The organism is Actinomyces sp., from assembly GCF_030524025.1.
Lineage (GTDB): Bacteria > Actinomycetota > Actinomycetes > Actinomycetales > Actinomycetaceae > Actinomyces.
The window spans coordinates 14,162-39,474 of the sequence record NZ_JAUNHI010000016.1 but is presented as its reverse complement, the minus strand read 5'-3'; the positions used below and the strand labels follow the sequence as shown (position 1 = coordinate 39,474).

Sequence of the window (25,313 nt, the reverse complement as noted above, 5' to 3'; positions counted from 1 at the left end):
GGGAAGTGAGTGGCTTCCATGTCGCGTGCACACGGCCATCGGAATCCATAAATTTCCGTCCTGAACTCGCTTGAAGCGAAGATTTCGGTTAGCACACTTCGGACACTTGAGAGATAGTTTCAATAAATAGGGAAACGTCCGTCCGCGCTCATTTCGAATTCCGGCACACGCCGGAAGGTACCAGCGCTTTGGGAGGTGTAAAATATTCTTTCGAAGAAAGCTACAGCACCTCACGCCTAGCACGAGAATATAGACGGAGAGCACTATAAAGAGCGTGCCGATAAAGATGCGAACAGAATGGGCTGGATCAACCCACCCTCGCACCGACAAGACGGCTTTTAAGCTCTCACCAAGAGAGCTCGCCCCCAACACGAATCCGATGATCGAAATGACGCCAGAAATAGCTCCGACAGCCTCTGCAAATACAGGAATCCTCACCTTTCTCGCAATATCAAATCTATGCACTTGACCCTCGCGATCCGGACCAGAGCGGATTGTTACCCCTCCGTTCACGACCCCAGTGACAGCGACCCCATTTCCCACCGTCACAGAGCCATAGCTGTTCCCTTCAACCTGCATCTGTACATGACCGTCGCCCGCCGTGGCGTCCATGGAATTCATGATGCCCCTCTCCGCGTCCCTGGCTACCCGCTCTGGCCAGCCAGACACCCATGGTGCACCAGGGGTACGACACGAATTCGGGGGCCTCAACGGTGACTAGGCTCCTGACCTTCCCACACCTGACACCAACCAGGCACCGCCAAGGACCTGAGACCTCAAGGCATCACCCGCTCATACACGTTGGCCTCGAGGTCCCGCATCTGCTTCTCGACGCTGGCCGCCAGGGCAGGGTCGTCCACGCGCAGACCGAGCTCGACGTTGCGCTCCTCGGCGCTGCGGGAAAAGTTGGCGCTGCCCACCAGCAGGTATCGGTGGTCGACGCTGAGGAACTTCGCGTGACTCGTCACCGGTCGCTCACCCTGCCGGGGTGCGCGGGTCCGCATGACAACCGCCCCAGTAAGGCCACGAGCCATGTCTCCGGTGCTGAGTGCCGAGCCTCGCGACGCCGCCACCCCAGCGCCCATACCACCAGCCTGCCGCCCGCCCCGACCCCCGGCCTGCCGTCCTCCTCGGGCCCCAGGCCGGAGCCCTGGCGTCCGCCGGGATCTGCCAGCACCCGCGAACCTCCCGTCAGCAGCCTGCGTGTCGACGTACAGACGCACCGCCACCCCTGGCCGCTCCTGCGCCAGGAACACCATCGCCTTCCATAGCACCGAGGTCGGTTGGAGGTTGTAGGTGGCGCAGACAACGGAGGTGGCGGCTCCTTTGACCATGGCGAAGACGTCGCCCGTCAGGGCGCCCCCACCGAGGAGCCCCGGGGGCGCGGTCCACACGGGCGAGATGCTCCTCATTCGGCTCGCTGCGCCAGCAACAGCGGTGAGTAAGGCAACGCTTTTCTCCCTCGTCGGTGGCCCAAGCCCGGCATCCGCCATAAGCCGCCGGGCTTGGGCCCGACGGGCGGCAGGTACCACGGACAGCGCCTGGCTCAGGGTGGCACCGGCTGCCAGCCGCGCGCCAATTCCTTCAGCCTCCGTGCCGGTAAGGAATGCACCAAGCGCCCGTAGTGACTCTTCCGTACTGCGCGTCATCTCCCACCACTGTTGCTCAGGAGGTCCGCACGCCGCTGAAGAACGCGAGACCGGCCGATGGGAATGTGTTGCTGTCGACCGTACACTCCCCAGGCAGTGGGACAACGAAGCGGCGGTCAAGGAAGCGGTTCGCCCGTTCACAGGAGGTCTCCGAGGCCATCGTGCAACAGTGGCAGGCTGCGCCGTGGAGAAAGTCCTCGGGGTCCTGTGGCACCCGCCGGGCACACACCGGATCAGAGGAGCAGCGCATCATGCCTGTAAGAGCGGCGTCGACCACGTCTGCGAGGCGGTCAGGTTGAGACAAAGACACGAGCCCGCCGAGCGTCCCGTCTGAGTCCGACGCGGTCGTCGTCAGCAGCATGCCCGCGGCTGGCGGACGGGACGGGGTCTTGGTCCAGGCATAGATGCGCTCAGAGATGGAGGCGGCACCATAGCCCGAGGACATGGCCATCTCACGAATGAGTGCGTGGGCGAGGGTGTGGACGAGCCAGTAGCGTGGCGGGACGAAACGCTCATCGGGATCGATCACCTTGGCCGTCTCGGAGTACCGGCGTTCGACGTTGCGCCTGTGAGCAGCCCGGTGCGCCTCCCACAGCGTGCTGTCGAGCACCCGCTTCTCCCAGGTGGACACCTCATTCTCGTCGAGCTGGAGGTAGATCCCCTCGCCATGGTCCACGGTCGCAGGCACCCACGTGGGCCTGCCGCCTCGTGCCAGGGGCACGAGCCGGGCGCCTGAGTCATCAATGCGGTCGAAGTCGTCGATGCGGGTGAAGCCGAGGACAGCGTTGACCTTGCGCAGCCGGTCGACGGCGAGGACCCGCTTGATCTCGTCGGGCACCGCACCGAGCTGACGAGGCGAGACAACGAGGCCGCTGGCGGATTCCTCATGGTGGTCACCTGGCGGGTCGTTCTGGAGGTAGTTCCACTCGGGCACGAGGAGGTCCACCGGGTTCCAGTCCTCGCGACGGCGCAGGCGGTCCTCCTCACTCTCGACCGGAGCCGCGAGCTGGCGCAACAACTCGCCCAGCTTGGTATTGCTGAGCTTGGAGAGCCGTATGGCTTCGGCGTCGCCACGCTTGAGAAGCAGGCGGGCCATCCTCACGTCCTGCCCCACCTCTGCGCGGTCCTCGCCCAGTGCTCTACTCAGCGCCGCCACCTCGTCCCGCCTGACCTCGGCATCATCCAGTCGAGGCATGTCGATGATGGACTGGGTGGTGGCGAACCAGAGGTTGGAGGCGCCGATCAGCATGACTCTCGGCTCGGCCTGGCACCCCTGAGGGTCGAAGACGCCAAGGTGGGGATGGCGGCCGCGGCAGCGAGGGAGCCGACGGCGCCCCTCCTCGCCCTGGGCCTGAGCCATGGGTCGCCGGCTCTGGCAGGCCCGGCAGACAATGATGGCGGTGGCACCGCGCTGGGAGGTGTCTCGCATCTCGAGCTCGGGGTTCTCGGCCTTGGTGCAATGCGCCCCGTCGTGGACCCACCAGTCGTAGGGGAACTCGTCGAGATGGCCCAGAGGGCAGGCCAGCAAGTAGCGCGCGGGCACGCAGGGGGAGCAACGCCGCCCCCGTCTCCTGCTCGCCGGACTTGCGGAGCGCGAGCCGCCTCGCCGCTGATGGCGCCCGGGGCACTCGAGGTGCTCGAAAACAGCCTGGTCGGGGCGGTAGGGGTGGGTGTTGGAGTAGCCCCTGACGAAACGCCTCAGCGGGGCGAGCAGGTCGCAGCCGGTGCAGCGAAGCCACTGGGGGAAGACCCGCGCCGGCACACCCAGGTCGTCCCCCTCCCGGTGGCGCCCCGGCCGGGTGGGCTGCCAGGGGAAGGGCCGTAGCTCAGCAACCTGGTGGCCGAGCATGAGCTGAACGGTTTCCAACAGGCGCGGGGCATGGACAGGAATGGGGTCGGATGACCGGCGCCGCCAGATGTGCTCCCAGTCGTCCAGGCCGGCGGGCATGATGGTGAAGTGCGGGAGGTCGATGACAGCGCCCGGCCCGTAGGTGTACAGCAGCGTCGTCGGCCGCGCGGAGCCGACCTTCGCGTAGTTCTTCTTGGCCTGCTCGGCGGTGAGGCGTTCACCGTCGCCCAGAGGGTCGACGACGGCGAGCTCGTCCTCGGGTTCAGCGGCGCCGGTTCCCGTCGGCGCAGTGATGTCCTGACTCATCGCTTCTCCTGCTCGGTCTCGTCGGTGTCTCCCGGCTCCTGGCGCTGCCACGGTGGGGCGGCCTCCATGGCGCGGTCGATGAGGCGGGTGGGGTCGGGTGAGACGAGCAGATTGATCTCGGGCTGGACCTCCCGCATGGAACCGGCGACGACGAACGGCGCCTCGTCTCCCCGGGGCGCGTGACCACCGCTGGACTCGGCCGAGCGCAGGAGGGCGAAGAAACGTTCGTCGTCGGCGCCGCGCTCGTAGACGAGCCCGCCACCCCGACTGGTGACCTTATCCTTCCGGCGCTTCCACTCGCTCCGTCGAGCCTCGAGCCGCTGCTCCGCGTACCGGGCTGCGTCCTCACCGCCGGCCGCGGTGATGCGCTCAATCAGTGCGCTGGACAGTGCCTTGAGGGCGGCGTCTTGCGTGAGGACCTTGCCGGCGTTGTGCTCGGGGTTGAGGCCGTTGGGGGTGCTGGCCTGGATGACGCGAGATGCGGCGACGAGGGTCCCGTCGAGGCCGCGGTCGACGGCCGTGATGGAGAAGGGCGTGACCGACAGCGGCTCGACGCGTGCGTAGAAGGTCTCGTGGAAGTGGCAGAACTGCTCGTAGTGCGCGAGGTCCCGGGGTCGCGACCAGTTGCCGAGCGTGACGACGAGCCCAGGGCGGTTGGCCATGTCACGGCCAACCCGGGAGGTGGCCTGGATGTACTCGGCGGTGTTCTTGGGCTGGCCGACAACGAGCATGAGGCCGAGCCGGGAGACGTCGACCCCGACCTGGAGCATGGAGGTCGCCAGGACGACGTCATAGGGGTTGGCGGATGCCTGCCGCCGATCAACGTTCGTCCCGGAGCGGGTCGCAGCCGCCGCCGCGTCCTTGGCGGCGGTGGAGTCGATGTCGGGGTCGAAGGTGAGGGCCATGCGGTCGAGGGTCGTGGTGATGTCCGCGGAGGAGACCCGGGAGGTCAGCTCACCCAGGTGCAGGGCACCGAAGTCCGTGCCTCGGCGGCGCGGCAGGCGGGAGTCGCGGCCCGGCCTGGCCAGGCCCGTCTGAATGTCGTCCTGGATGTAGCGGGCCATGCCGGCCAGCTCACGGGTGGCTGAGAAGTAGCCGACGAGGGTCATGTAGGGGTCGGCCGGCGCGCCGACACGGTCCAGGAGGAGCTGGGCGCCAGCCATGAGGACCTGCGTGACCTGGATCTCGGCGTTGGTCAGTCGCACCCCGGTGGTGGACAGGCCCACGTAGAGGCGCCCCGGGTGCGTGCGGTCGATGGGGACTGATCGGGAGAAGAAGGTGTCGGAGGCGTCGAGGACCTGGGGCGGGAAGATGGTGACATCGCGGCCGTAGAGGAGTCGGACCTGGTCGGCGGCCTTGCGGACGGTGGCCGAGGAGGCGACGATCAGCGGCGCTGCGGGGCGGCCATCGGGCGCCTTCCAGGCGCACATGGCGTCGACGGCGGTTTCGAACAGGCCGACCGTGGTACCCAGCGCGCCGGTGATGAGGTGGAGCTCGTCTTGGATGATGAGGTCCGGCGGTCGGAGCCTCGTGGCGGGGCGGACAGTGGCGGCGGGCAGGTTTCCCTTGGCATGGTGGCGCCCGTTGTCGGCCAGGGTGCAGCCGGTGTAGTCCGAGCGACCGCGGTGGTCGAGTCCGGGGACGTAGCCGTGATGCCCACAGTGGCGGGCGACGTGCCCGAAGAGGGTGGCAGCGTGGCCCTCGCGGGCGAGCCGGGCGAGCTTGTCGACGGTGGCGATGACAAAAGCGGGTACGAGCCGGTAGATCTCCTCGTCGGTGGTCAGGACCGGCAGCCCGTCGGGGACGTTGTCGTCGCCAGCGGAGAAGGGGCACTCGCCGTAGGGGTCAGGGCAGCGCACGACGACGCGCTCAGCCATCCCGGCAACGTCCCCCACGGTCACGTCGTTGGGGGTCAGAGGCAGTCCGCACCAGGGGCAGTGGCCGAGCTGGAGGGCGGAGAAGCGGTGGCCGGCGCCGCCGCCGGGCCGGTCGCGCAGGCGTTGGAGCGCCTCGTCGGCCTCCCTCACGCGTTTGGGGGAGACGGCCGTGCCGACCCACAGGCCGATGCGGAAGGGCTCAGTTCCCCAGGTCTCCGGGTCCTCGCGGCGGGCGAGCTCGGCAGCGCACACGAGGGTCGTGGCGCGCTGGAACTGTTGGGAGGTGAGCAGGCGCAGGGTGTAGCGCATGAGGACGGTGACGCCGGCACGCCCGTCGATGGGCCCGTCCGGGGTGTCCAGGAGGCCTTGCCGGCGGCGGATGGCGAAGGCGTAGGCGGCCAGCCCAAGGTAGGCCTCGGTTTTTCCTCCACCGGTGGGGAAGAAGAGAAGCTCGACGGTGGCCAGAGGGCCAGCGCGTCGCTCGGCTGCCGGGTCAGCGAGGCCTGGCAGCTGCATGAGGATGAAGACGAGCTGGAAAACACGCCAGTGGTGGGGGTAGCCACCTGCCAGGACTTTCTCCTCGGCCTTCTCAACGCTGAGGGCAGGTTCAGCCATCCGGGCCGCGGCGATCTGGGAGTGGATGCGTTGGTCGGCCATGACCCTGTTCATGAACGCGAAGCAGCGGCGTGCCTCCGCCCCGTCCGGGGTGTCGGCGGTGAGGTGGGCGAGCCCCTCAGCCAGTTGGTCCAGGACCTGGTGGGCCTCGGCGAGGGCCTCCTCGGCGGTGTCCCGCAGGTGCTCAGGGAGGGCTGCGGCAGCCACGCCTTGCTCGTCCAGCCAGATGCGGTAGGCACTGACGATGGGTGCGAGGGCGGCCCGCAGCGCCCCGGAGCCCTTCGGGGTGGTTGCCGCGGTGGCCAGGGCGCGCATGTCGAGGAGGGCGTCGGGGACCTCCGCCGCGCGGGTGTGGGGCGTCTCGACGGTGGGGATCCAGGTGGTGCGGACCTGGACGGCGCGGCGGGGCGGGTCCTCTCCGGGGAGGGTGGGCGACAGGCTCCAGTCGGCCGAGCAGGTGCGGCCGACGGCGAACTCGAGCCGGTCGCGGTACTGGAGGTCAAGGCGGGCCTCCTCGCTGCCGGGGTCGTGTCTCGCCGCAGCGCCTGGGGCGGGTGGGTGGGTGGGGTCGTGGACGGGGAGGAAGACGGCACGGCCGCCCGCGTCAACATCGATACGGGTCTGGAACATCCAGGCCTCGGTGGGAATGCGCCTGGGGGTGGTCCGGTCGTTGCACAGAGCGAGCTCAATGAGGTACCGGCCCGCGGGCTCATCGAGGTAGGAGTCGATGCGGAGGGTGACGTCTCCGTCGAGGATGCAGTCTACGGTGCGGCCAAGTTTGAGGGTGGCGGGTTCCAGGCGGAGGCTGTGGTCGTGGGGGACACGCCGGTACTGGGGTCCGGAGGACGAGCCGGGGTCCTGGGAAACGCCGCTGTCGCCACCTGTGTCAGTGGGGCTGCTCACGGGCTCATAAGTGCCCCAGCTGACGTGGATGGTGAGCGCCTCGAAGTCGGTGGGGACCTGGAAGCGCAGGCCCATCGAGGCGGGAATCATGAGGCCGCGGCGGACGGGCTCGTCGTCGGTGTCCCCACCGAGGTCCTCCTCGGCGGAGGCGTCCATGGTCTCCGTTTCCGTGCCGGTGACGGGGACGCCGGTAGAGGCCAGGGCGTCGAGAGGATCGACGCCCTCCTCGTCCGCCATCATCTCGGCCCCTGTCTCCTCCCGGAGGTCCTGGAGGCGGGTGGGGGCAATGCGCCCGAGGAGGTAGCGCTGGCTGGGCTGGACGGCGAGAACCTCGGTGTCGCCCTCGGCGGGGCCAAGGAGCTCGCGACGCAGAACATCAAGGAGGCCGGCGCGAGCGGACACCGAGGTGGGGCCGGGCTCCTCCTCAAAGAGGTAGGCCGTGCCGTCGTGGGGCGTGGTGCCGGGGGCGCCCGGGCTGGCGGGGGGCGTGGTCTTAGACATCGAGGGTCTCCTCTTGGACCGGTCGGGGGCCGCGCTTCCCACGTGGCTGTGCTGTGGTGGTGGCCGCCTGGGCGGCGGCACGGCGGTGGTTCTCCTCGAGCAGTCGGTCGAGGATCTCGACGCGGGCGGCCGGGGAGATGGTCCAGCGGGTCATCTTCCGGTAGGTGTGGACGCCATGGTCGAGGTCAATGTCCTCCCAGCCGTAGGCGGCGGCCAGGGTCTCGTCGAGCTCGCGGTGGATCTCCCGCAGCCGGTCGACATCCGGATCCACGCCAGACTCGAGGCCCGGGTCATTGACAAGGTTGTAGAGCTTGGTGAGGCCGAGGTCTCGGCGCAGCATGATCTCCCGGCGCTCCACATCCAAAGTGCGGCCTATTGCTTCCATATCGACGGTGGGCTCCGGTCGCGGGAAGGTCTCGAAAACAGTCTTCGGAGTATATGTTGGATCGCCAGTGCGAGTAGTCCCATACTTAATAGTCCAACTTTGATGAAGGCTGGACGAAAGCATGGCTTGCATGCTGTAACGATCCGAGGAAAATACGACAATTTTGTCATCACACCTGCCCAGCAGGAACACGCACAGGCATGACCGTTTTGCTCACACGAGCAATTACCAGGACCTCGTCGAGCTCAGCAATCGCCCGCCGCATCGACGGCGCCCATGCCGCAAAACGCCACCAGTATTCGCGGCGATAATCGATTTTGACGAGGTCGCGCTGTGGCTTAACATACTGTTTCACTCGCCAGAAAGGGGCGAAATATGACCCAGCATCATCTCGCGAACGCATACCGAAGTCAATGACCCATCGCGACGGCGAGCAGTCGGGTCTAGAGTTGAGGTCCTTGCCGTTCAGATAAGGGAAGAGCACTTCGACATTGCGCGGGTCTTGCTCGATCCAGCTTCTCGCCTCCTCGGGGTCGAGGATGAAGCCTGTACCAAGCACAATGCAGCCCTGGAAGGCGATGCCGGCGTTCTCGACGAGCCGCTTTGGATTTCCGGTCACGCTCCCCTCTGGTTCGAGGAGTGCGCTGATGCGGGCGACGGGGGTGTCGTCACACACGCGCGGTACCTCGTCGGCGACATAGCCTCGAGACCCCCACACAACCGCATACTCGAGGTGCGGCTGATCCCCAGATCTTTTCACTCTTGGTCGGTGAGACCTCCTGTGAGACCAGGGTCTTGATCGAATGGCTCGGGTGATTTCAAAACCATTCGCCGTTATGCGGTCGAGCCCCACCTTGCGGGCGCCACCCTGGGCCAGGGTGTTCGTCGCGATCAGCCCCAGCATCCCAGTTGGCCGCAGCAGGCTGAAAGCGCGGAGGAAGAAGTAGGCAACAAGATCAGCGCTCCCCTTCGTTCCTCCAGCAAGGACGTGCACAAACCAGTCACGCACATTCGCTCCCTGTGACCCGGTGAGTTTCTGCCCACCCAGGAAGGGCGGGTTCCCCACAATGGCATCGAAGCCGCCGCACTCCATCACCTCGGGGACAGCCAGGGGCCAGTGCAGGCAGTGCCAGCGCTCGTAGTCCGTCTCCACCGTCGGAGTGAGGCCGCGGTTGAGGATCGCCTCCAGCATGGCCTCGTCTCCCTCCCCCTCGGGTGGGAAGGCCCGGCCGAGGGCCACCGCCAGGTCCCCGTAGGCCTCATTGAGCTTCTTACCTGGCTTGGCGCCGACCGCCGGGTCCAGGCCCACGGCCACGACGGCATCGGCCACACCTTCGAGGAGCCGCAGGTCCGCCTCATTGCCCCGCTGGAGCCGCTGCTTCGTCGTCGTCGAGCGCGCCGGGTCAGTGTCGTCCACCTCGGTGGCCAGCGCGAGGCGGCGGCGCCGCACCTTGCTAAGGACTGCGTCGATGTCCAGGGCTGCGGCCTCCTTGCCTGTGCGGTCGAGTTCAAAGAGCCGTTTCTCGGGTGCTGCGGCAGGGTCAATGTGCTGGGCGCGCAGCTGGCGCACGTCGCTCAGCCCCAGCAGGGAGTTGCCCACAAAGATCTTGTTGTCGACAAAACTGAAGGGCTTGTCCTTGTCGAGCGAGACAAGCCACAGGGATAGTTTGCACATCTCGACGGCCATCTCGTTGATATCCACCCCGTAAAGGCAGCGGGCCACCACCTGCCGCAGGGCGTGGCTGCGCAACCCGCCAGGCTGGCCGGCGTAGCCCCCGAGCGCCCCCTCACGGGTCCATGCCTCGACGAGATGGTCGGCGAGAAAACGGGCTGCCGCCACGAGGAAGGCTCCCGAGCCGCAGGCGATATCAGCCACGTGCAGGCCGAGGATCGCATCCGAGCTGAGCGGCCGCCAGGCAGTGCGGTCGTCTGTCTCGCGCGGCCCCGGGTTGTAGACCAGCGGTTCCAGGGCATGGCGCACCACCTCCTCGGCCAGTGAACGGGGCGTGTAATGGGCGCCGGCGTTGCGCCGCGACGGGGTCTCAGTCACGACAAGGCCACCGGACTCGATCACCACCGGCCGGCCGCGCAGGTCCCACCGGACGGCACCGATCCACGGTTTCAGCGCCTCCCGGAGAGAGTCGTCCTTGGTGACGGCCCGCAGGGCACGCTCACGCTCGGCCGGGTCCATCATGTCCCCAGAGCGGAAGGCTTTTGCCAAGGCACCCTTGGTAGGCGGTTTCGCCGCGCTCTGGTGCTCCCTGAGCCAGGCGAGCACCGCCTGCGCCAGATCGACGTCGTCATCGTGCTCCTCAGCCAGGTCCTCCAGGAGAGCCAAGGACACCTCCGGCTCCGCACCCTCGGTGCCATGGAGCCCCAGCACCGTCTCCGAGGTGCGTACGCACGTGTAGCCCAGCAGGCCTTCGTAGATATAACCGATCTGCTCGACGTCGATGTCCCGGAAGGACAGGCGGCGGACATCCTGCCCCTGGCCGGTGCGGGCCGTCTGGAGGGAGCGCAGCACATGCAGCATGACCCGGTCCGAGACCGCCAGGCGCAGGGAGCCCCTCGCGTCCACCGCCGTGAGGACAGGGAAGCGGGCGGGATCGAAAAGCGAGCCGCCGTAGGCGGGGATCCGCATGTTCTCATTGTTGACGCCCTCGTGCAGGGCGCGGGAGGTGGCCAGCAGCCGGTGCCAGGTCAGGCTCGTGCCATCCATCGACTCCTCACCCTCGTCCCGTGCGCGCGCCTCGAGGTCATCAAGGACGCCGACCAGGCCGTAGCCACCGGTGTAGAGAGTGTGAGCGGGCAGAAGGCCCCGCTCCTCAGCGAACAGCAGGAAGACAGCGCGCATCATGACCGTGACCACCGCCTCATACACCTCGTGGGTGTCCTCGGGCAGCGGGTCGCCCAGGGCCGGATCCGGCTGAGAGTCGAGGGCGGCCTCGGACAGCGCCATGACGACCAGCTCAACCGCCCGGCGCACCTGGGCGCCAAGCGCCTCGGTCACTTCCTCGGCCGCCAGGACGGATCGCTGGAACAGTGCAGGCAGCCGGTCCTCACTCGTCCCGCCCAGAAGCCGGCGCAGGCCGAGGAGCTCGCAGAAGGCATCCCGGGTCGCGGGCTCCTCCACCCAGGTCAGGCAGTCCACGATGCCGCAGGCCGTCGTCCCGCCCGGCGGTGCGCTGACAAGCGCCCACCAGCGGCCGTCGGTGACAAGGCCGATCGTGCACTCCGAGTCGCGGCTGCGCAGCATCGCAGCCATCCGGTCGACCGGGCTCGCCGCCCAGCCGTCCTGCCCCGCACCACGCAGTGAGTCCACCGGGTCGGTGACCAGCACAAGCGCACCGGTGGTCTGCCGGTGGACAAGTGCGCCGGTCGGTGTCACCGTCACCTGCGGGAAACCGTCAGAGACCACCCGGTGCACCTCAGCCAGTGCCGGTCGGTCCTGTGCGCTCACATAGTCCCTGCCCCAGCCGAAGACCGCGGTGAGGACCGTGAGCACCCAGGTGTCACGCGCCCGGCGGTAGGCATCCAGGGCACGGTCACTGTTGCGGTCACCGTTGCTGTCCCGGTCGCGGTCCCAGGCATCCCAGGCGCGGTCGAAGGCAGGCTTGGCGGCACGGAGGGCCTCACGGCCAGCCGCCCCGAGTGACGGCATTCCCTGCGGGTGCAGCCTGGTCATGACTGGGACGGACAGGAAGGGCCCGTCGACGTCGACCAGCTCCAGCCAGGCGCGGTGCTGCTGGGCGGCGGTGCGGGCGGCCCTGCCGGATGCTGAGGACCGACCGGCCCGGCTTCCTGCCGCCCGTGCGCCTGATGCCTTCCTCGGGCTCATCACCGCCTCCCCCACGAGGTCGCGTCCTCCTCGGTGACCGCCAGGACGAGGGCTACGGGCGAGACGTAGGGCCGCACATCCTCATAGCGCAATGCCATCGCCTTGACCTCCCGTTGCTCCTCGTCGTCCAGGGCCACCAGGCGGTCCTCCATGGCCCGCAGGTCCCGGGCGCGCTGCTGGCGCTGGTCCTCGGCCCACAAGGCGAGCATGTCCTGGGACTCCCGCTCCTCGGCGTGCAGACGCTCCAATGAGTCAGTGAGGTTGGCGCGGAAGGCCGCATAGATGGCGTGGACGCGTCCCGTGTCCTCCTCACGCCGCCGGTCAAGGCTCGCGGTCACCCGGTCCTGGAGGCGCTGCGCCCGTCGCTCGGTCTCCTCGACAAGGCGGGTGCGCAGGTGCCCGTCGTCGTTCCACAGACCGGTGAGGTGGCGCCGGACCGCCGGCTCCGCCAGCTGGTAGCCGTTGGGGTCAAGGGCACGATCCAGCACGCGGGCGAGCGTCTCCTCGGCCACGCGGTGCCCGCGCAACCGCACCCCGGTCACGAAAACCTCCTCGTGCAGGCGCAGGCCCCCGCGGCCAACGAGCACGAGCCGGGACAGGGAGGCGGCACAGGAGTGCTCCAGCCCCGGCAGCATGACGGCCGTCACCCGGCTGACCTGCGACTGGGGGCTGAACAGGTTGGCCCGCAACGTGCGGGTCGCCTTGCGCATGAGCGGGTGGCCCAGGTGGACGTGAACGAGACCGGGCACGCGCCCAGCCTCCTCGTCGAAGGTGATCGGCCGCAGGCGCCCCGGCGCCAGGCGCGTGTCGAGACCCGCGAGGGCCTCCTGCCAGGAGCGGCCCAGAGAAGGTACGTCGAAGACTGCGGCGTCCGTCTCCTCGCTGCCGACCTCCTCCAGCGGAGGCTGGTGCGTCATACGCAGTGCCTCATCGATCACCCGCCGGCTCGCGGAGGGGGTCAGGTGCATCTGCTCCTTGCGCTCGTTATAGCCTGCGGCGAGCGCCGTCAACTGCTGTTTGAGTTTGTCCGAGCCGGCTAAAGCCTGCGTGATGGCCTGCTCGTCCCGCCCCTGGGCGGCGGTCTTGCGTAGGCCGCGCCCCAGGAACTGCGTAGTGATCTGCTCATCGATAAGCGGGTTGACGGCACCCAGGTCCTGGGTCTCGGTGGCGATCTTGGCTGCGAGCCGCTCCAGAAAATGCTGTTGCCCGGCGTACAGGCTGTTCGTGCCCGTCGGGGCAAGGTAGTAGACCTCGGGGACCTCGCGCTGGCCGTAGCGGTCGATCCGCCCCACCCGCTGCTCGAGGCGGGAGGGGTTGAAGGGGACATCGAAGTTGACGAGGCGGTGGCAGTAGGCCTGGAGGTCGATTCCCTCCCCGGCGGCGTCCGTGGCCACCAGGACACGGACCGGCTCCTCGGTGGGGCTGGCGGTGAAGCGCGCCCGGATGTCCTCACGGTCCTCCGCGGGCGTCGAGCCCCGGATGACCTCCAGGCGGTCCTCGTAGCCCTGCTGGCGCAGCACCGAGACGATCCAGTCGAGGGTGTCGGCGTACTCGGTGAAGACGACAACCCTCTCGTTCATCCACGTCGTCCCGTCGGGGGCGGCAGACGGCGTCGAGGAAGCGCACGAGGGCCGCCAGGCGGGAGTCAGGCCGGGACTGGTACCCGTGCGCCCACTCGGACAGCTCAGTCAGCTGCTCGCGTGTGGCAGCCGACAGCGGGTCCGAGGCGCGGGTAGCCAGAAGCGTGCCCATTTCCGGCTGGGCGTCCAGGCCCTCCTCCTCGTCAGCCTGACCCGAGCCCATGACCTCGGTGTAGTAGTCGTCGACGTCGTCGAGCTCCTCGAACCCGCCGAAGGCCGGCTGAGCGAGGTAGTTGTCCAAGGTTCGCGCAAAGGCCCAGGGGCTGGACAGGAAACGTTTCTTGAGCAGAAGGGCGGCGATGTCGAGGTGGCGGCGCCCCTGGGAGCGGCCGGAGGCGCGTAGGATCTCGTCCAAGGTCGCGTAGGCCTTCTCCTCATCCTGTGAGGCCTGGTATGGGAGCACTTTGACCTGGCGGGGGCGGAAATCCTTGTCCGGGATCTGCGACTTGAGCCGCCGCACGGTGACCTCGTTGAGGGCGTTGGGGTCAATGGAGGCGCCGCGGGCGAAGCGCCGCGAGTCGATCATCTCGAGCAGGGCAGAGAAGGACTCGGTGTAGCCGTTGTGGGGTGTGGCGGACAAGAAGAGGCGGTGCTCGCAGCTCTCTGCCAGGCGACGCAGCGCCGTCGTGCGCTGGGAGTCCACGGCATACCCGCGCCCGCCGCCTACCGCGGAGGGCGCTGCGGGGGCCACGTGGTGCGCCTCGTCGACAACAAGCACATCAAAGGCGTAGGAGCGGGCCGTGTCGGAGCGGGCGGCGTCGGCGAGCACCTCCCGCAAGAGTCGTTGGGCGTGCGCGCCAGGCAGCCATGCCATGGAGACGATGACACGCGGGTGGAGGCGCAGCGGGTTGGCTGCCAGCCCGTAGGTGCGCCGATCGGCGGCCATGCGGGCCGAGTCGACGATGACGAAGTCGAGGCCGAACTTCTCCCGCATCTCGTCGCGCCACTTTAGGGCCAGGCTCGGCGGGCACACGATGATGACCGAGCGGGCACGGTGGCGCAGCAGCAGCTCCTCGATGACCAGGCCAGCCTCGATGGTCTTGCCCAGGCCGACGTCGTCGGCCAGCAGGAGGTTGGTGCGCGGGGCCGCGAGTGCCCGGCGCAGGGGCTCAAGCTGGTAGGGCTCCAGGGTGGCGCCCGAGCGGAAGGGCGCCTGAAAAGCTGAGGAATCGGCGGAGGTGATGGCGCCCCAGCGCACGGCGTCAACAAAAGCCCCTAGGGTGTCGGGGTCGTCGAAGGTCTCCGCCGAGATCTCCTCGGGCAGGCCACGGTCCGGGACCACCGACTGCCCGACTTCCAGCTCCCAGATCACCGTGAGCTCGTCACCCATACGGTCCTCCTCAAGGCACTGGAGGTCGACAACATGCTCGCGACGGGGCTGGCCGTCGTCAGCCGGGCTGCGGGGAAGCCCCTGAACAGCGACATCTGTGACCGCCCAGGCGGCTCCACGGACCTGAACGACCTGACCGTGGTCCGGCGGTGCAGGCAGGGTGGATGACGGAGAGGAGCCGCGGTCACAAGTCGTCGAGGGAGAGATCGTCATAGTGCCTGATCGGTGTGCTGTGGAGCGAGGGGACAGTCACACTCTAGCCCCGCCAGCCCGGCGGCCAAGCCACCTCGACGGTGGAGTGACCGAACCGTGAGGGGCACACCCGGCGCCTCGGTCCTGGAGCGCGCCGGCTCGTCAGCGGTGCTACGGACTCAGCCCGAAGGAGCCGCCGGTGCGGTGGAGCATCTCGAAGGTGTTGACCCACGTCACTCCAAGGGCCTTGCACGCGTCCGGGATCTTCACGTTTCTGCGGGATCCTGATCCGGCCGTCTCATGGGTGACCACCGTGCACGAGTGCGCTGCTATCACGCCGCTCCGAGTTTCTGCGCCAACCCCTCGAAGGTCGCGTGCTTCGCTGTCCCGAGCAGCCGGTAGGCATCCCGGTATGTCGTTCGCCCCTCGAGGGTGGAGGAGACCACAGCCCGGGCGAAAGGGCGCCCGAGGCGTCGGACCTGAGTGTTGTAGTAGTTTCCGCCAGTAGTACCGCCTTTCGAGGACCGCATGAACTCCATGACGCGTTGACGCTCGATCGCGTATCGAGTCATGTGCTCATCCCACGACAGTTTCCCCGCGTCCCGGAGCCTGGCGAGCACCACAAGAGTGCTGACCTTGTAGTGGGACGCCAGCCGGTTCAGTTCCTCCTCGTCGAGGCTACCCGCCCACTCCGACTGGAGCGAGTCCAAGGGGACGAGCACCTCCGCCACCACCTCATTGCACCAACGCTCTTCCTGCTGCGCGCTGTCTGCGACTCCAGTGGCATCGGAGAGCGCGCTGTGCCCCAGCCACAGATGAGCGAGCTCGTGGACGAGCATGAAGACCTGGGCCGCTTTCGTGTCGGCCCCATTGATGAAGACGAGCGGAGCAATGTCATCGGCCAGGGCGAAGCCCCGGAACTCCTCGGGGTCGAGCTTGCGGTGGGTGTCGGAGCCAACGATTCCGTTGACCATCACCAGGACGCCGATGTCCTCGGCGCGCTTGATGAGGTCTGTCATGGCATCGGACCAGCTGGTCACGGATCGCTCGTCCAGCCGGAGTGCGTCACGGACGCGCTCTGCGGCATCATCCACCGGAGTCGAGAGCCTCGCGGAACCGACGAAGCCGAGTCGGCTTGCACCAGAGTCCAGGGCGTCGTCGCGGTACCAGTCCTGGCGCCGTTGGCACAGGTAGATCGTCTCCAGCAGGTCAGCCGACGGCTCGCGCACTCCGGCGTCGCGGATGGTCCGCATGTCTGGGATGGGGATGTCCTCAACTGGCGGCTCGGGCAGGAAGAGCATCCCGAAAGGAGTGTGGGTGGCGGCAGCGAACTGCTCCAACTGCTTGAGGGTCGGGCACGAGGTCCCTTCGATCCACTCGTTGAGCTTGGGCGCGCGACGGCGGACCGTCTCCTCGTCCCAGCGCGCCCGCCTCACGGCCCAGAGCAGCAGGTCGGGCTGGACGTCCACAGGGGCAACGCCCATCGCTCCTCCTTCGCCTACAGGTCTCGAGCGCCAGTCTGCCCTACATCACTGACGCGTTGGGCGTCTTCAGGACTCCGTTCCTGTGGGTTGCGGTGACCGATCCGCTCCCCACCGGGGAGGAACCCGCCTGCGACGGAGGCGCTGCTATGGCAATCATGAGACGGAGCCTTCCGGCACCGACGACGCCCCCAACAACCTGCCCCGCTCATAACCAAGGGCCTCGCACATCGACCTGAAGTGATCCTCATCCACATGCTCCATGAACGTGAACAACGCACGGAGGAAGGACACTGCCTCACTGGGATCGAGCGGCTTCGTCAAGTCCGCCTCCTCCAGGTGAGAATTGGCATGGGCATAACGCACCACCATCGTGCGCACAGAGACGTCCAGTCCTGGACGCTTTTTAAGGGCGGCACGTACGGATTCACGCAAATCTCCCATATTCGACGGACTGCGGAAACTCAGAAAACCCTCCAACAACTTGCGGGCGGTGTTGGGAACCAGCGCAGCTGCTTCCATCTGGGCGATCGAGTCGGGATCGGCGTCAGACTCAGCGAGGGTGGCCGCAACCTGATCGAAGAGAAAGTGGTACTGAGAACGCAACTTCTTCCGCCGCTTATCACCCAGATCCCACGCCTCGAACTCCGGCACACGACCAGCACTTCGGTCGAGACGCACCCGAACTCGAAATACGGCATAGCCACCTTCACGAGACTTCTTGGGAACACGCTCCATCTGGATCAGCCACTGACGGAAAAGTTCAAAGTTGTGCGTCAGAAGGAAGACCTGGCTAGCGTACGTATTGGCGACAAGCTCTTCCCACACATGCGCTGACGCCCCGAAGAGTATGGCATGGTCCAGGCTGGAGACCGGGTCGTCGATAATGACGATCGGTGGCTCACCCTCGATCTTGTCCTCGCGAACACTGTGGAGGAAATATAGCAACGCAATCGCGGTCTGCTCGCCCTCACTGAGATGTTTGGCCGGAGATCCTCCCCGTTCGATGAGATAGTGATTCGAACCCTGGGCGCTGAACCTGAGCTCATCACGCCCCAGAAGTCCCCTGAGTTCCTCAGTGAGTTCCCTTGCTCCGGGGACGGGATCACCCTCCACGTTCTTGAGCTCGGCGATCTACTCCTCGAACTCTTTCACCTGGGCCTGGAACTCGCTGCAAGCCGCCTGCGCACCTTCTATCTCCTTCTTGAGACTCGCATACTCGTCCGCGGCACTTTTCACATAGTAGTGCTCGACTCGCGTAACAGCCTTCTTAGCCTCTTCCTCATGACGATCAATTTTGTTGCGATGGTCTGTGACCACCTTGTCCAGTGCCGCGACACTCGGAGCTACGAGCGCGAGGTCTGACATGGGCAGAGAAGCGCCGAAGGGGTTGTTCTTCTTCTCCTTCAACGCCGCGACGATCTCACCAACCATTCTGGCATATGACTCATGCTCAGCAACATAGTCCTGACGAGCCTTCCGTAGGTCCTCCCTCAGGTCCTCATACACTTCGGAGCCGTCAGGGAAGCCCTCCAAAAAGGTCTTTGACACCTCCACAGACCCCTCCAGACGTTTCACGAGATCATCAACGGCACTCTGGAGCATCTTGAATGACTCATCGAAGTGCTTATTGAGAGCATCGCGACGGTCAGAGGTCAGGCCTTGGCCGCAAAACAGACACTCCTCCAGCGCCTTGTGGAGACTGATACCCTCCTGCACCCACCTGGACCGGTCAGAGCGCCCCACCAGACCTTCGATATGTCGGCTACTCACAACGCTAGTCGTTAGCAACTGGCGAGCCTCGTCTAGTCCGGCCTGCTCCAAAAACTCGTCCCGCCGCTGGATGTTGACAGGTTGCATGGCTTGGCGCGTCGCACGTTTGCGGCCCGCTAAGACGTCAGTTGATGCGTCCGCCAGGATTGTCGGATCTCCCTCAAATTTGTCTAGAAGCTTCTGCACTTTCGTTCGGTTATAACTACGCACATTAAAGCCAGGGGAGCCGGCAAGATAGCCCCCTATCTCTCTTGCGATTTTCGTGCTCAGTTCATCAATCTTCTTCTGCGCCCTTTTGAGGTCCTTCTTAGTCGCACCTAGCCTTTGTCGCTCAGTTCTGAGCTGAGGCTCGAGCTCCTCAATCTTCTCCTCGGCATCAGCTAGCCTCTCGCCGAGAGTGAGCAGAACTTGTGGATACGGACCACCAGGCTCCTCGAATCGGAGATTTCTGCGGATAAAATCCCTGTTGAATACCCTCACACGTCTCCAGAACGCTTGATCATCCAATCTGATTTCGGATACCCTAGACGTCACGGAACCGGAGCCGCCATACACATCGAGCTGCAGACCCGCACCAACGATTTCCCCACGACTGCCATCAGAGTCCGTAGAGTGGTCGCTATTATAGTCGGCACAGGCCTGAAGGAGGCTGGCAAACGTGCTCTTGCCGCTGCCGTTCTGGCCGTATATGAGGTTGACGCGCTCGAATTCAACGCCATCGCTCGGCCTCCAGTTCTGGAAGATACGGTAGTTGCCAATCTTCTTGATTGCGTGGATCCGTGTCGGGCTCATCGAGCAACTTTCTTATATGTGGGCGAGCGTGCGGGCCGGGAGGGTTATCCATGGGGATGTCGGGGGTGTTCGACACGCAGGGGTGGGGGCGGGCAGTGGGACGGCCTGTTTCTTGAGACAATTCAGGTGTTAAAGTCCAAACATCTCAAGAAGCAGGCCGTCACCATGAATGCTAGCACGAAACTGTCCGTCTCCCAGGTCCTGGACGTGGGGGGCGGGGGGCGCCGCCCCCCCCCCCCCCCAGCCCCCCGCCCGGGCCCCGCCCCGGTTGTGGCGGCGGGGGGGGCCGCCGGGGCGCCCCCCCGGGACTCCTGACTCCTTGGTCGCCGGCCCGTGCGACGGCGGCGGTGACACCCGCCTCCGACGGGCTTGCACGGCCGGGCCCCTCCGGTAGGTTCGCGTCATGCCGATGCGCCACCTCACGCCCTTCACCGCGACCCCGGCCAGTGTCATCGCCGCCCTGGACTCCCTGCGGGACCGTCACGCGGTTCCCGCGGAGTTCAGCGCCGGAGCCCTGGCCGAGGCCGAGGCCGCAGCCCGCTCCTGGGCCGAGGACGGTCCCGCCCGCCTCCTGGACCAGGGGGCGCGCGACGCCCGCGACCTGCCCCTGGTCACCATCGACCCGCCGGGCTCGATGGACCTCGACCAGGCCCTGCTCCTCGAACGCATCGGCCCGCCGGCCGGCGCACGGGGCGAGGCCGTCTACCGGGTCTCCTACGCCATCGCCTCCCTGGCGACCTTCGTCGAGCCCGGAGGGGCCCTCGACGCCGAGCTGGCCCAACGCGGCTCGACCGTCTACGCCCCGGACCGCTCCACGCCCCTGCACCCCGAGGTCCTGTCCCACGGCGCCGCCTCACTCCTGCCCGATGTCGAGCGACCGGCCTGCCTGTGGACCATCGAGCTCGACGCCGAAGGCCGGCACCTGACCGCCCGCGTCGAGCGGGCAGTCGTACGCTCCCGGGCCCGGCTCAGCTACGCCGAGGTCCAGGCGGCCCTCGAGGCCGGCCCGTCCAGGACCGACCGCCTGCCCGCCGCCGCGCCGAGCGACCTGCCCGAGCTCCTCAGGGAGGTCGGCGGGCTGCGCCAGCGCCGCGAGGCCGCCCGGGGCGGGGTCTCCCTCGGGGCGCCCGAGCAGGAGGTCGAGCGCGTCGACCCCCAGGACCCCGGCTCCGGCTACCGGCTCGTCCTGCGCGCCCCGCTTCCGGTCGAGGGGTGGAACGCCCAGATCTCCTTGCTGACCGGGATCTGCGCCGCGGAGATCATGGTCAGCTCCGGGGCGGGCATCCTGCGGACGATGCCCCCCGCCCAGTCCGAGGACTACGCCCGGCTGCGGCGGGTCGCCGCGGCCCTAGGGGTCGACTGGCCCGCCTCCCGGTCCTACCCCGAGCTCCTGCGCGGTCTGGACGGATCCGTCCCCGCCCACGTGGCCCTCATGGACCAGGCGGCCTCCCTGTTCCGCGGGGCGGGCTACCTCGCCTTCGGCGTCAATGGTGTCGCCGTGCCCGGGCAGGACGAGGACGCCGACACCGAGGAGGCGGTCCACGCGGCCATCGCCGCCCGCTACGCCCACGTCACGGCCCCGCTGCGTCGCCTTGTCGACCGCTACGGGGAAGAGCTCTGCGTGGCCGCCTGCGCCGGGCGGCCGGTCCCCGGCTGGGTCCGGGACGCCCTGCCCGGCCTGCCGGAGGTCATGGAGGTCACCGGCCGGCGGGCCCGCGCGGTGACCCGCGGTGCGCTGGGCGCCGTCGAAGCCCTCGTCCTCCAGGGGCGGCAGGGCGAGGTCTTCGACGGGGTCATCACCTCGGTGCGCGAGGGGCGCGGGGAGGTCGTCCTGGCCGACCCGGCGGTCATCGGCTCGGTGCGCGCCGCTGCCGGCCGCCGGCTCCCGGTCGGCCAGGCGGTGCGGGTGCGCCTGGTCGAGGTGGACCTCGACGCCGCCCGCGTGGACTTCGAGCTCGCCTGAGCCCGGCGGACCGGGCGGCGCGGCGACGCCGGCGGCCCCTGTGAGACACTGGGCCGGTGACCCGCGCTCCCGCCCCGATGACGGCTCCCCGCTCCGGGGCCGGTGAGACCGAGCCCCCCATCGCTGAGGAGTGCGGCGTCTTCGGGGTGTGGGCGCCGGGGGAGGAGGTCTCCCGCCTGACCTACTTCGGCCTGTACGCCCTCCAGCACCGCGGCCAGGAGGCGGCCGGGATCGCGACGACCGGTGGACGCTCGATCCTGGTGTACAAGGACCTCGGCCTCGTCTCCCAGGTCTTCGACGATCGCTCCCTGTCGAGCCTGACCGGCCACATGGCGGTCGGCCACGTCCGCTACGCGACGACGGGCGCCACCACCTGGGAGAACGCCCAGCCGATGCTCGGGCCCGTGTCCGGCTCGACCCTGGCGCTGGCCCACAACGGCAACCTGACCAACACCCGCGAGCTCATCGAGATGGTCCGCCGTGTCAGCGGGGAGGACCTCAGCGGCGAGCTCGGACGTGGCTCATCGACCGACACCGCCGTCATCGCCGCCCTCATGGGCCTGGTCTCCGAGCGGGGCTCGGTCACCGGCGAGGCCGGCGCCGACCCGACCGAGCCGCTGGGGGTCTCGCAGTCCGCACGGCGCGTCCTGCCCCTGCTCCGGGGGGCCTACTCCCTGGTCTTCATGGATGAGCACACCCTCTATGCCGCCCGCGATCCCCACGGGGTGCGCCCGCTCGTGCTCGGGCGCCTCGAGCGCGGCTGGGTCATCGCCTCGGAGACCGCGGCCCTCGACATCGTCGGGGCGGCCTTCGTGCGCGAGGTCGAGCCGGGCGAGCTCATCGAGATCGACGCCGAGGGCCTGCGGTCCACCCGCGTGACCGAGCCCAGCCGCTCGGGCTGCGTCTTCGAGTACGTCTACCTGGCCCGCCCCGACACCAAGATCGCGGGCCGCTCGGTCATCGCCGCGCGCAACGCGATGGGGGCCTCCCTGGCACGCGAGCACCCGGTCGAGGCCGACCTCGTCATCGCCACGCCGGAGTCGGGCACGCCGGCCGCCATCGGCTATGCCCAGGCCTCGGGCATCCCCTACGGCCAGGGCCTGGTCAAGAACGCCTACGTCGGGCGCACCTTCATCCAGCCGACCCAGACGCTGCGCCAGCTCGGCATCCGCCTCAAGCTCAACCCCGTGCGCGAGGTCATCGAGGGCCGCCGCCTCGTGGTCGTCGACGACTCGATCGTGCGGGGTAACACCCAGCGCGCCCTGGTCCGGATGCTGCGCGAGGCAGGCGCGTCGGAGGTTCATGTGCGCATCTCCTCCCCGCCGGTGCTGTGGCCGTGCTTCTACGGCATCGACTTCGCCACGCGCGCCGAGCTGATCGCCACCGGGATGAACGTCGAGCAGATCCGCACCTCCATCGGCGCCGACACCCTGGGGTACCTGTCGGTCGAGGCGATGGTCGCTGCCTCCGGGCAGGACGCCTCCGAGCTATGCCTGGCCTGCTTCACCGGCGACTACCCGATCGAGCCCCCCGCCGAGGGCGCCTCCCCGGGGACCCTGCCCGTCTCCCGCGTCCCCTCGGTCTACCGCCGTCGCCGAGACGAGGTCCCCGACCCGCGTGCCGGCCTCACCCGGGCGGTGACCCGCCCGGACCTGACCGCCCGCAGCCCCCTGCCCGACCCGAGCCGCGAAGGACCCACCCCATGAGCCTGCCAGCCTCGAGCATCACCTACGCCTCGGCGGGGGTCGACACCGCCGCCGGGGACCGCGCCGTCGAGCTGATGAAGGCCTCCGTGGCCGCCACGATGACCCCCGAGGTGGTCGGCGGGGTCGGCGGCTTCGCTGGCCTTGTCGACGTCTCGGCGCTGCGCGGCTACCGCCGGCCCCTGCTGGCCACCTCCACCGACGGGGTGGGCACGAAGGTCGCGATCGCCCAAGCCATGGACATCCACGACACCATCGGCCAGGACCTCGTGGGGATGGTCGTCGACGACATCGTCGTCGTGGGGGCCCGGCCCCTGCTCATGACCGACTACATCGCCTGCGGCAAGGTCGTGCCCGAGCGGATCGCCGACATCGTGCGCGGCATCGCCCGGGCCTGCGCCGCCGTGGGCACCCCCCTGCTGGGCGGGGAGACCGCCGAGCACCCCGGCCTGCTGGGCCCTGAGGACTACGACGTCGCGGGCGCCGCCACCGGTGTCGTCGAGGCCGACCGGGTGCTCGGGGCCGAGCGGGTGCGACCCGGCGACGTCGTGCTCGCCCTGGCCGCCTCCGGCCTGCACTCCAACGGCTACTCCCTCGTGCGGCGGGTCATCGAGCACGCCGGCTGGTCCCTGGAACGGCCCGTCCCCGACTTCGGGCGGACCCTGGGCGAGGAGCTGCTCGAGCCCACGAGGCTGTACACGGCCGTGTGCCTCGAGGCGATCGCCGCCGTCGACGGCGGTCCGGCGGGCCCCGGCGTTCACGCCCTGTCCCATGTCACCGGCGGGGGCCTGGCCGCCAACCTCGCCCGGGTCCTGCCCGCCGGGACCGTGGCCGAGATCGACCGCTCCGCCTGGCAGGTCCCCCCGGTCTTCGAGGTCGTGCGCCGGCTCGGCGCCGTGCCCTGGGCCGACCTCGAGGCCACCCTCAACCTCGGCGTCGGCATGGTCGCGGTCCTCGATCCCGAGGCTCTCGAGGCTGTCGCCGTGGTCGCGCGGGCCGCCGGGATCCCGACCTGGGTGCTCGGCCAGGTCCACGACGCCGCCGACCGCGAGGTCCGTGGCCGTCTCGTGGCCGGGACCAAGGGCGTCGACGGCGGCGCGGTCGACATCGTCGGGGACTACCGCACCGCCTGAGACCGGCCGGCAGCCGCCCGGGCGACCTCCGGACCAGCGCTGGCCGCCTCATCACACGCCGACGGCCGCCATCACCTCGGTGACCGCCGCGACGACGCACAGGCCAGCCACGACGAGCACGGCCGCGGCCAGCACGTAGGTGCTCATGCCGTTGAGCAGCCGGAAGATGGTGGAGTCCACCATGATGCCGTTGGCGGGCAGGCCGGACTCGGCGTAGGCGCTTTTGATCTCGGCGATCGATGCGCCCTCGACGGCGAGCATCTCGATGTAGTACTCGGCCTCCAGGTGCGGGGCGACCGCCTCGTAGTCCTCCGGGGAGAAGACGAGCCGCTTGGGATCCCCGGCTGCTCGGCGGCCCAGGCGGCGACGTCCCTGGTCAGGGCCGTGGCGTCGACCTGGCCCGTGTGGACCTGGACGACATCCGGCGGCCGGGCGTCGGACCACAACGATCCGGTGGCCGCGATCGTGCGGGCGATGAGGGCGAGTCCGGTGGCGGTCAGTGCGGCGCGCATCGTCATGAGGACGACGAGCGTGAACGAGACGGTGGCGCTGCGACGCAGCTCGGTGCGCCCCAGCCGCCAGAGTGTGCGGTGCATCGGTATCCATTCCTGTGGCCGGTCGCTTGTCAGTGGTCGCGGGAGGGTCGGGATGGAGTGCCGAGGGCTTAGGCCGGTGTGCCCGCCTGCGGCGTGGGCACGAGGTGGGGGTCGGCGCCCAGGAGGAGGGCGAGAGCCCGCAGGACCTCGGCCTGACGACGCTCCCTCGTGTCTGGTGCCAGGGCGTCGACAGGGGGGAAGATGCCGCCGTCGAGGACGGTCAAGCCGGCTGCCAGCACCACCTCGACGCTGCTGCGAGGGTCGGGGGTGGACAGCTCTCCGGCCTCGACCCCCTCCTCGACGATGGTGGTGAGGATCGGCACGAGCCGGGTGTAGGCCTGGGTCATGGACAACAGGTGGAAGCGGAGGTTGTCCGGGGAGCGGAACTGCTGGGCGAGCTCAATGTCCTCCTCGGAGGCCCGTGCGGCCCCGAGGATCGTCAGGAAACGGGTGATGGCGGGCTGCCCGGCGCAGGCGGCCGCCGCCTTCTCGGCGCGTGCGACCAGCTGGTCGGTCGTGCGCGTGACGATCGCCTCCATGATCGCCTCCTTGCCGGAGAAGTGGTGGTAGAGCGTGCCCTTGGCGATGCCCACCGCGTTGAGGACGTCGTCGATGGTCGTCCTCTCGTAGCCGCGCTCCAGGAACAGGGCGCGAGCGGCGTCCATGACCTGCTCGCGCCGCTCGCCTGCGCTCAGGTGTTTGGGAGCCATGTTGATCTCCATACTCGACCGACGGTCGGTTTAGAAGAAGTATGCACCCCGAGCGGGTCGGGCGCAAGTCGCCCTCG

13 protein-coding genes and 2 pseudogenes are annotated in these 25,313 nt (G+C 68.3%); 3 read left to right on the top strand and 12 right to left on the bottom strand.

Annotated elements, in window-relative coordinates; all coding sequences use genetic code 11:
- Positions 1-776: 776 nt before the first annotated feature.
- The 10 genes and pseudogenes from Q4C85_RS07535 to Q4C85_RS07490 all read right to left on the bottom strand — a co-directional run bounded on the left by Q4C85_RS07535 (position 777) and on the right by Q4C85_RS07490 (position 19,131).
- Positions 777-1,334: a phospholipase D-like domain-containing protein gene (locus Q4C85_RS07535; protein ID WP_303141033.1), complete on the bottom strand. Its 558-nt coding sequence runs from the start codon at positions 1,332-1,334 to the stop codon at positions 777-779.
- Between the two features lie 331 nt (positions 1,335-1,665).
- Complete coding sequence (drmB, locus tag Q4C85_RS07530; RefSeq protein ID WP_303141015.1) at positions 1,666-3,804, bottom strand: DUF1998 domain-containing protein; 2,139 nt, start codon at positions 3,802-3,804, stop codon at positions 1,666-1,668.
- Positions 3,801-7,700: a DISARM system helicase DrmA gene (drmA, locus tag Q4C85_RS07525; protein WP_303141013.1), complete on the bottom strand. Its 3,900-nt coding sequence runs from the start codon at positions 7,698-7,700 to the stop codon at positions 3,801-3,803. Before drmA ends, drmB begins: the two co-directional genes overlap by 4 nt.
- Positions 7,693-8,085, bottom strand: coding sequence for a hypothetical protein (locus tag Q4C85_RS07520; protein WP_303141011.1), 393 nt, complete (start codon positions 8,083-8,085; stop codon positions 7,693-7,695). Before Q4C85_RS07520 ends, drmA begins: the two co-directional genes overlap by 8 nt.
- A 169-nt stretch (positions 8,086-8,254) precedes the next feature.
- Positions 8,255-11,923 carry a DNA methyltransferase gene (locus Q4C85_RS07515; RefSeq protein ID WP_303141010.1) on the bottom strand — a complete coding sequence of 1,223 codons (3,669 nt, stop codon included), beginning with the start codon at positions 11,921-11,923 and terminating at the stop codon, positions 8,255-8,257.
- A complete protein-coding gene (locus Q4C85_RS07510; protein ID WP_303141009.1) occupies positions 11,923-13,503 on the bottom strand; it encodes a helicase-related protein in 1,581 nt (526 codons plus the stop codon). The genes Q4C85_RS07515 and Q4C85_RS07510 overlap by 1 nt, the downstream gene beginning before the upstream one ends.
- Before the next feature lie 52 nt (positions 13,504-13,555).
- A pseudogene (gene drmD, locus Q4C85_RS07505) lies at positions 13,556-15,106 on the bottom strand (DISARM system SNF2-like helicase DrmD); the annotation flags it as partial.
- A 150-nt stretch (positions 15,107-15,256) separates the two neighbouring features.
- The gene (locus tag Q4C85_RS07500; protein WP_303141007.1) at positions 15,257-15,421 is read right to left on the bottom strand and encodes a DUF4411 family protein; all 165 of its coding nucleotides are present in this window, start codon (positions 15,419-15,421) and stop codon (positions 15,257-15,259) included.
- A complete protein-coding gene (locus tag Q4C85_RS07495; protein WP_303141006.1) occupies positions 15,418-16,569 on the bottom strand; it encodes an ImmA/IrrE family metallo-endopeptidase in 1,152 nt (383 codons plus the stop codon). The genes Q4C85_RS07500 and Q4C85_RS07495 overlap by 4 nt, the downstream gene beginning before the upstream one ends.
- 153 nt (positions 16,570-16,722) lie before the next feature.
- Positions 16,723-19,131, bottom strand: a pseudogene (locus Q4C85_RS07490) (AAA family ATPase).
- Positions 19,132-19,534: 403 nt separating this feature from the next.
- Here Q4C85_RS07490 and Q4C85_RS07485 point away from each other — a divergent pair.
- From Q4C85_RS07485 to purM, 3 genes are all read left to right on the top strand, one after another.
- On the top strand, positions 19,535-21,094 hold the full coding sequence (locus Q4C85_RS07485; RefSeq protein ID WP_303141005.1) for an RNB domain-containing ribonuclease: 1,560 nt from the start codon (positions 19,535-19,537) through the stop codon (positions 21,092-21,094).
- Positions 21,095-21,171: 77 nt separating this feature from the next.
- Entirely contained in the window at positions 21,172-22,800 is a 1,629-nt protein-coding gene (gene purF, locus Q4C85_RS07480) for an amidophosphoribosyltransferase (RefSeq protein WP_303141031.1), read from the top strand.
- Complete coding sequence (gene purM, locus Q4C85_RS07475) at positions 22,797-23,930, top strand: phosphoribosylformylglycinamidine cyclo-ligase (RefSeq protein ID WP_303141003.1); 1,134 nt, start codon at positions 22,797-22,799, stop codon at positions 23,928-23,930. The genes purF and purM overlap by 4 nt, the downstream gene beginning before the upstream one ends.
- A gap of 51 nt (positions 23,931-23,981) precedes the next feature.
- On the opposite strand, the gene Q4C85_RS07470 is transcribed toward purM, so the two are convergent.
- The gene (locus Q4C85_RS07470; protein WP_303141002.1) at positions 23,982-24,374 is read right to left on the bottom strand and encodes a hypothetical protein; all 393 of its coding nucleotides are present in this window, start codon (positions 24,372-24,374) and stop codon (positions 23,982-23,984) included.
- 220 nt (positions 24,375-24,594) lie between these two features.
- A complete protein-coding gene (locus Q4C85_RS07465; RefSeq protein ID WP_303141000.1) occupies positions 24,595-25,236 on the bottom strand; it encodes a TetR/AcrR family transcriptional regulator in 642 nt (213 codons plus the stop codon).
- Positions 25,237-25,313 lie beyond the last annotated feature (77 nt).

What these genes read in the sequence shown, in the direction of transcription:
- Q4C85_RS07535 (WP_303141033.1), bottom strand. Translation starts at nt 1,334, where the DNA reads ATGGTCAAAGGAGCCGCCACCTCCGTTGTCTGCGCCACCTACAACCTC.
- Q4C85_RS07510 (WP_303141009.1), bottom strand. Translation starts at nt 13,503, where the DNA reads ATGAACGAGAGGGTTGTCGTCTTCACCGAGTACGCCGACACCCTCGAC.
- Q4C85_RS07485 (WP_303141005.1), top strand. Translation starts at nt 19,535, where the DNA reads ATGCCGATGCGCCACCTCACGCCCTTCACCGCGACCCCGGCCAGTGTC.
- purF (WP_303141031.1), top strand. Translation starts at nt 21,172, where the DNA reads ATGACGGCTCCCCGCTCCGGGGCCGGTGAGACCGAGCCCCCCATCGCT.
- Q4C85_RS07495 (WP_303141006.1), bottom strand. Translation starts at nt 16,569, where the DNA reads ATGGGCGTTGCCCCTGTGGACGTCCAGCCCGACCTGCTGCTCTGGGCC.
- purM (WP_303141003.1), top strand. Translation starts at nt 22,797, where the DNA reads ATGAGCCTGCCAGCCTCGAGCATCACCTACGCCTCGGCGGGGGTCGAC.
- Q4C85_RS07520 (WP_303141011.1), bottom strand. Translation starts at nt 8,085, where the DNA reads ATGGAAGCAATAGGCCGCACTTTGGATGTGGAGCGCCGGGAGATCATG.
- Q4C85_RS07465 (WP_303141000.1), bottom strand. Translation starts at nt 25,236, where the DNA reads ATGGCTCCCAAACACCTGAGCGCAGGCGAGCGGCGCGAGCAGGTCATG.
- drmA (WP_303141013.1), bottom strand. Translation starts at nt 7,700, where the DNA reads ATGTCTAAGACCACGCCCCCCGCCAGCCCGGGCGCCCCCGGCACCACG.
- drmB (WP_303141015.1), bottom strand. Translation starts at nt 3,804, where the DNA reads ATGAGTCAGGACATCACTGCGCCGACGGGAACCGGCGCCGCTGAACCC.
- Q4C85_RS07515 (WP_303141010.1), bottom strand. Translation starts at nt 11,923, where the DNA reads ATGAGCCCGAGGAAGGCATCAGGCGCACGGGCGGCAGGAAGCCGGGCC.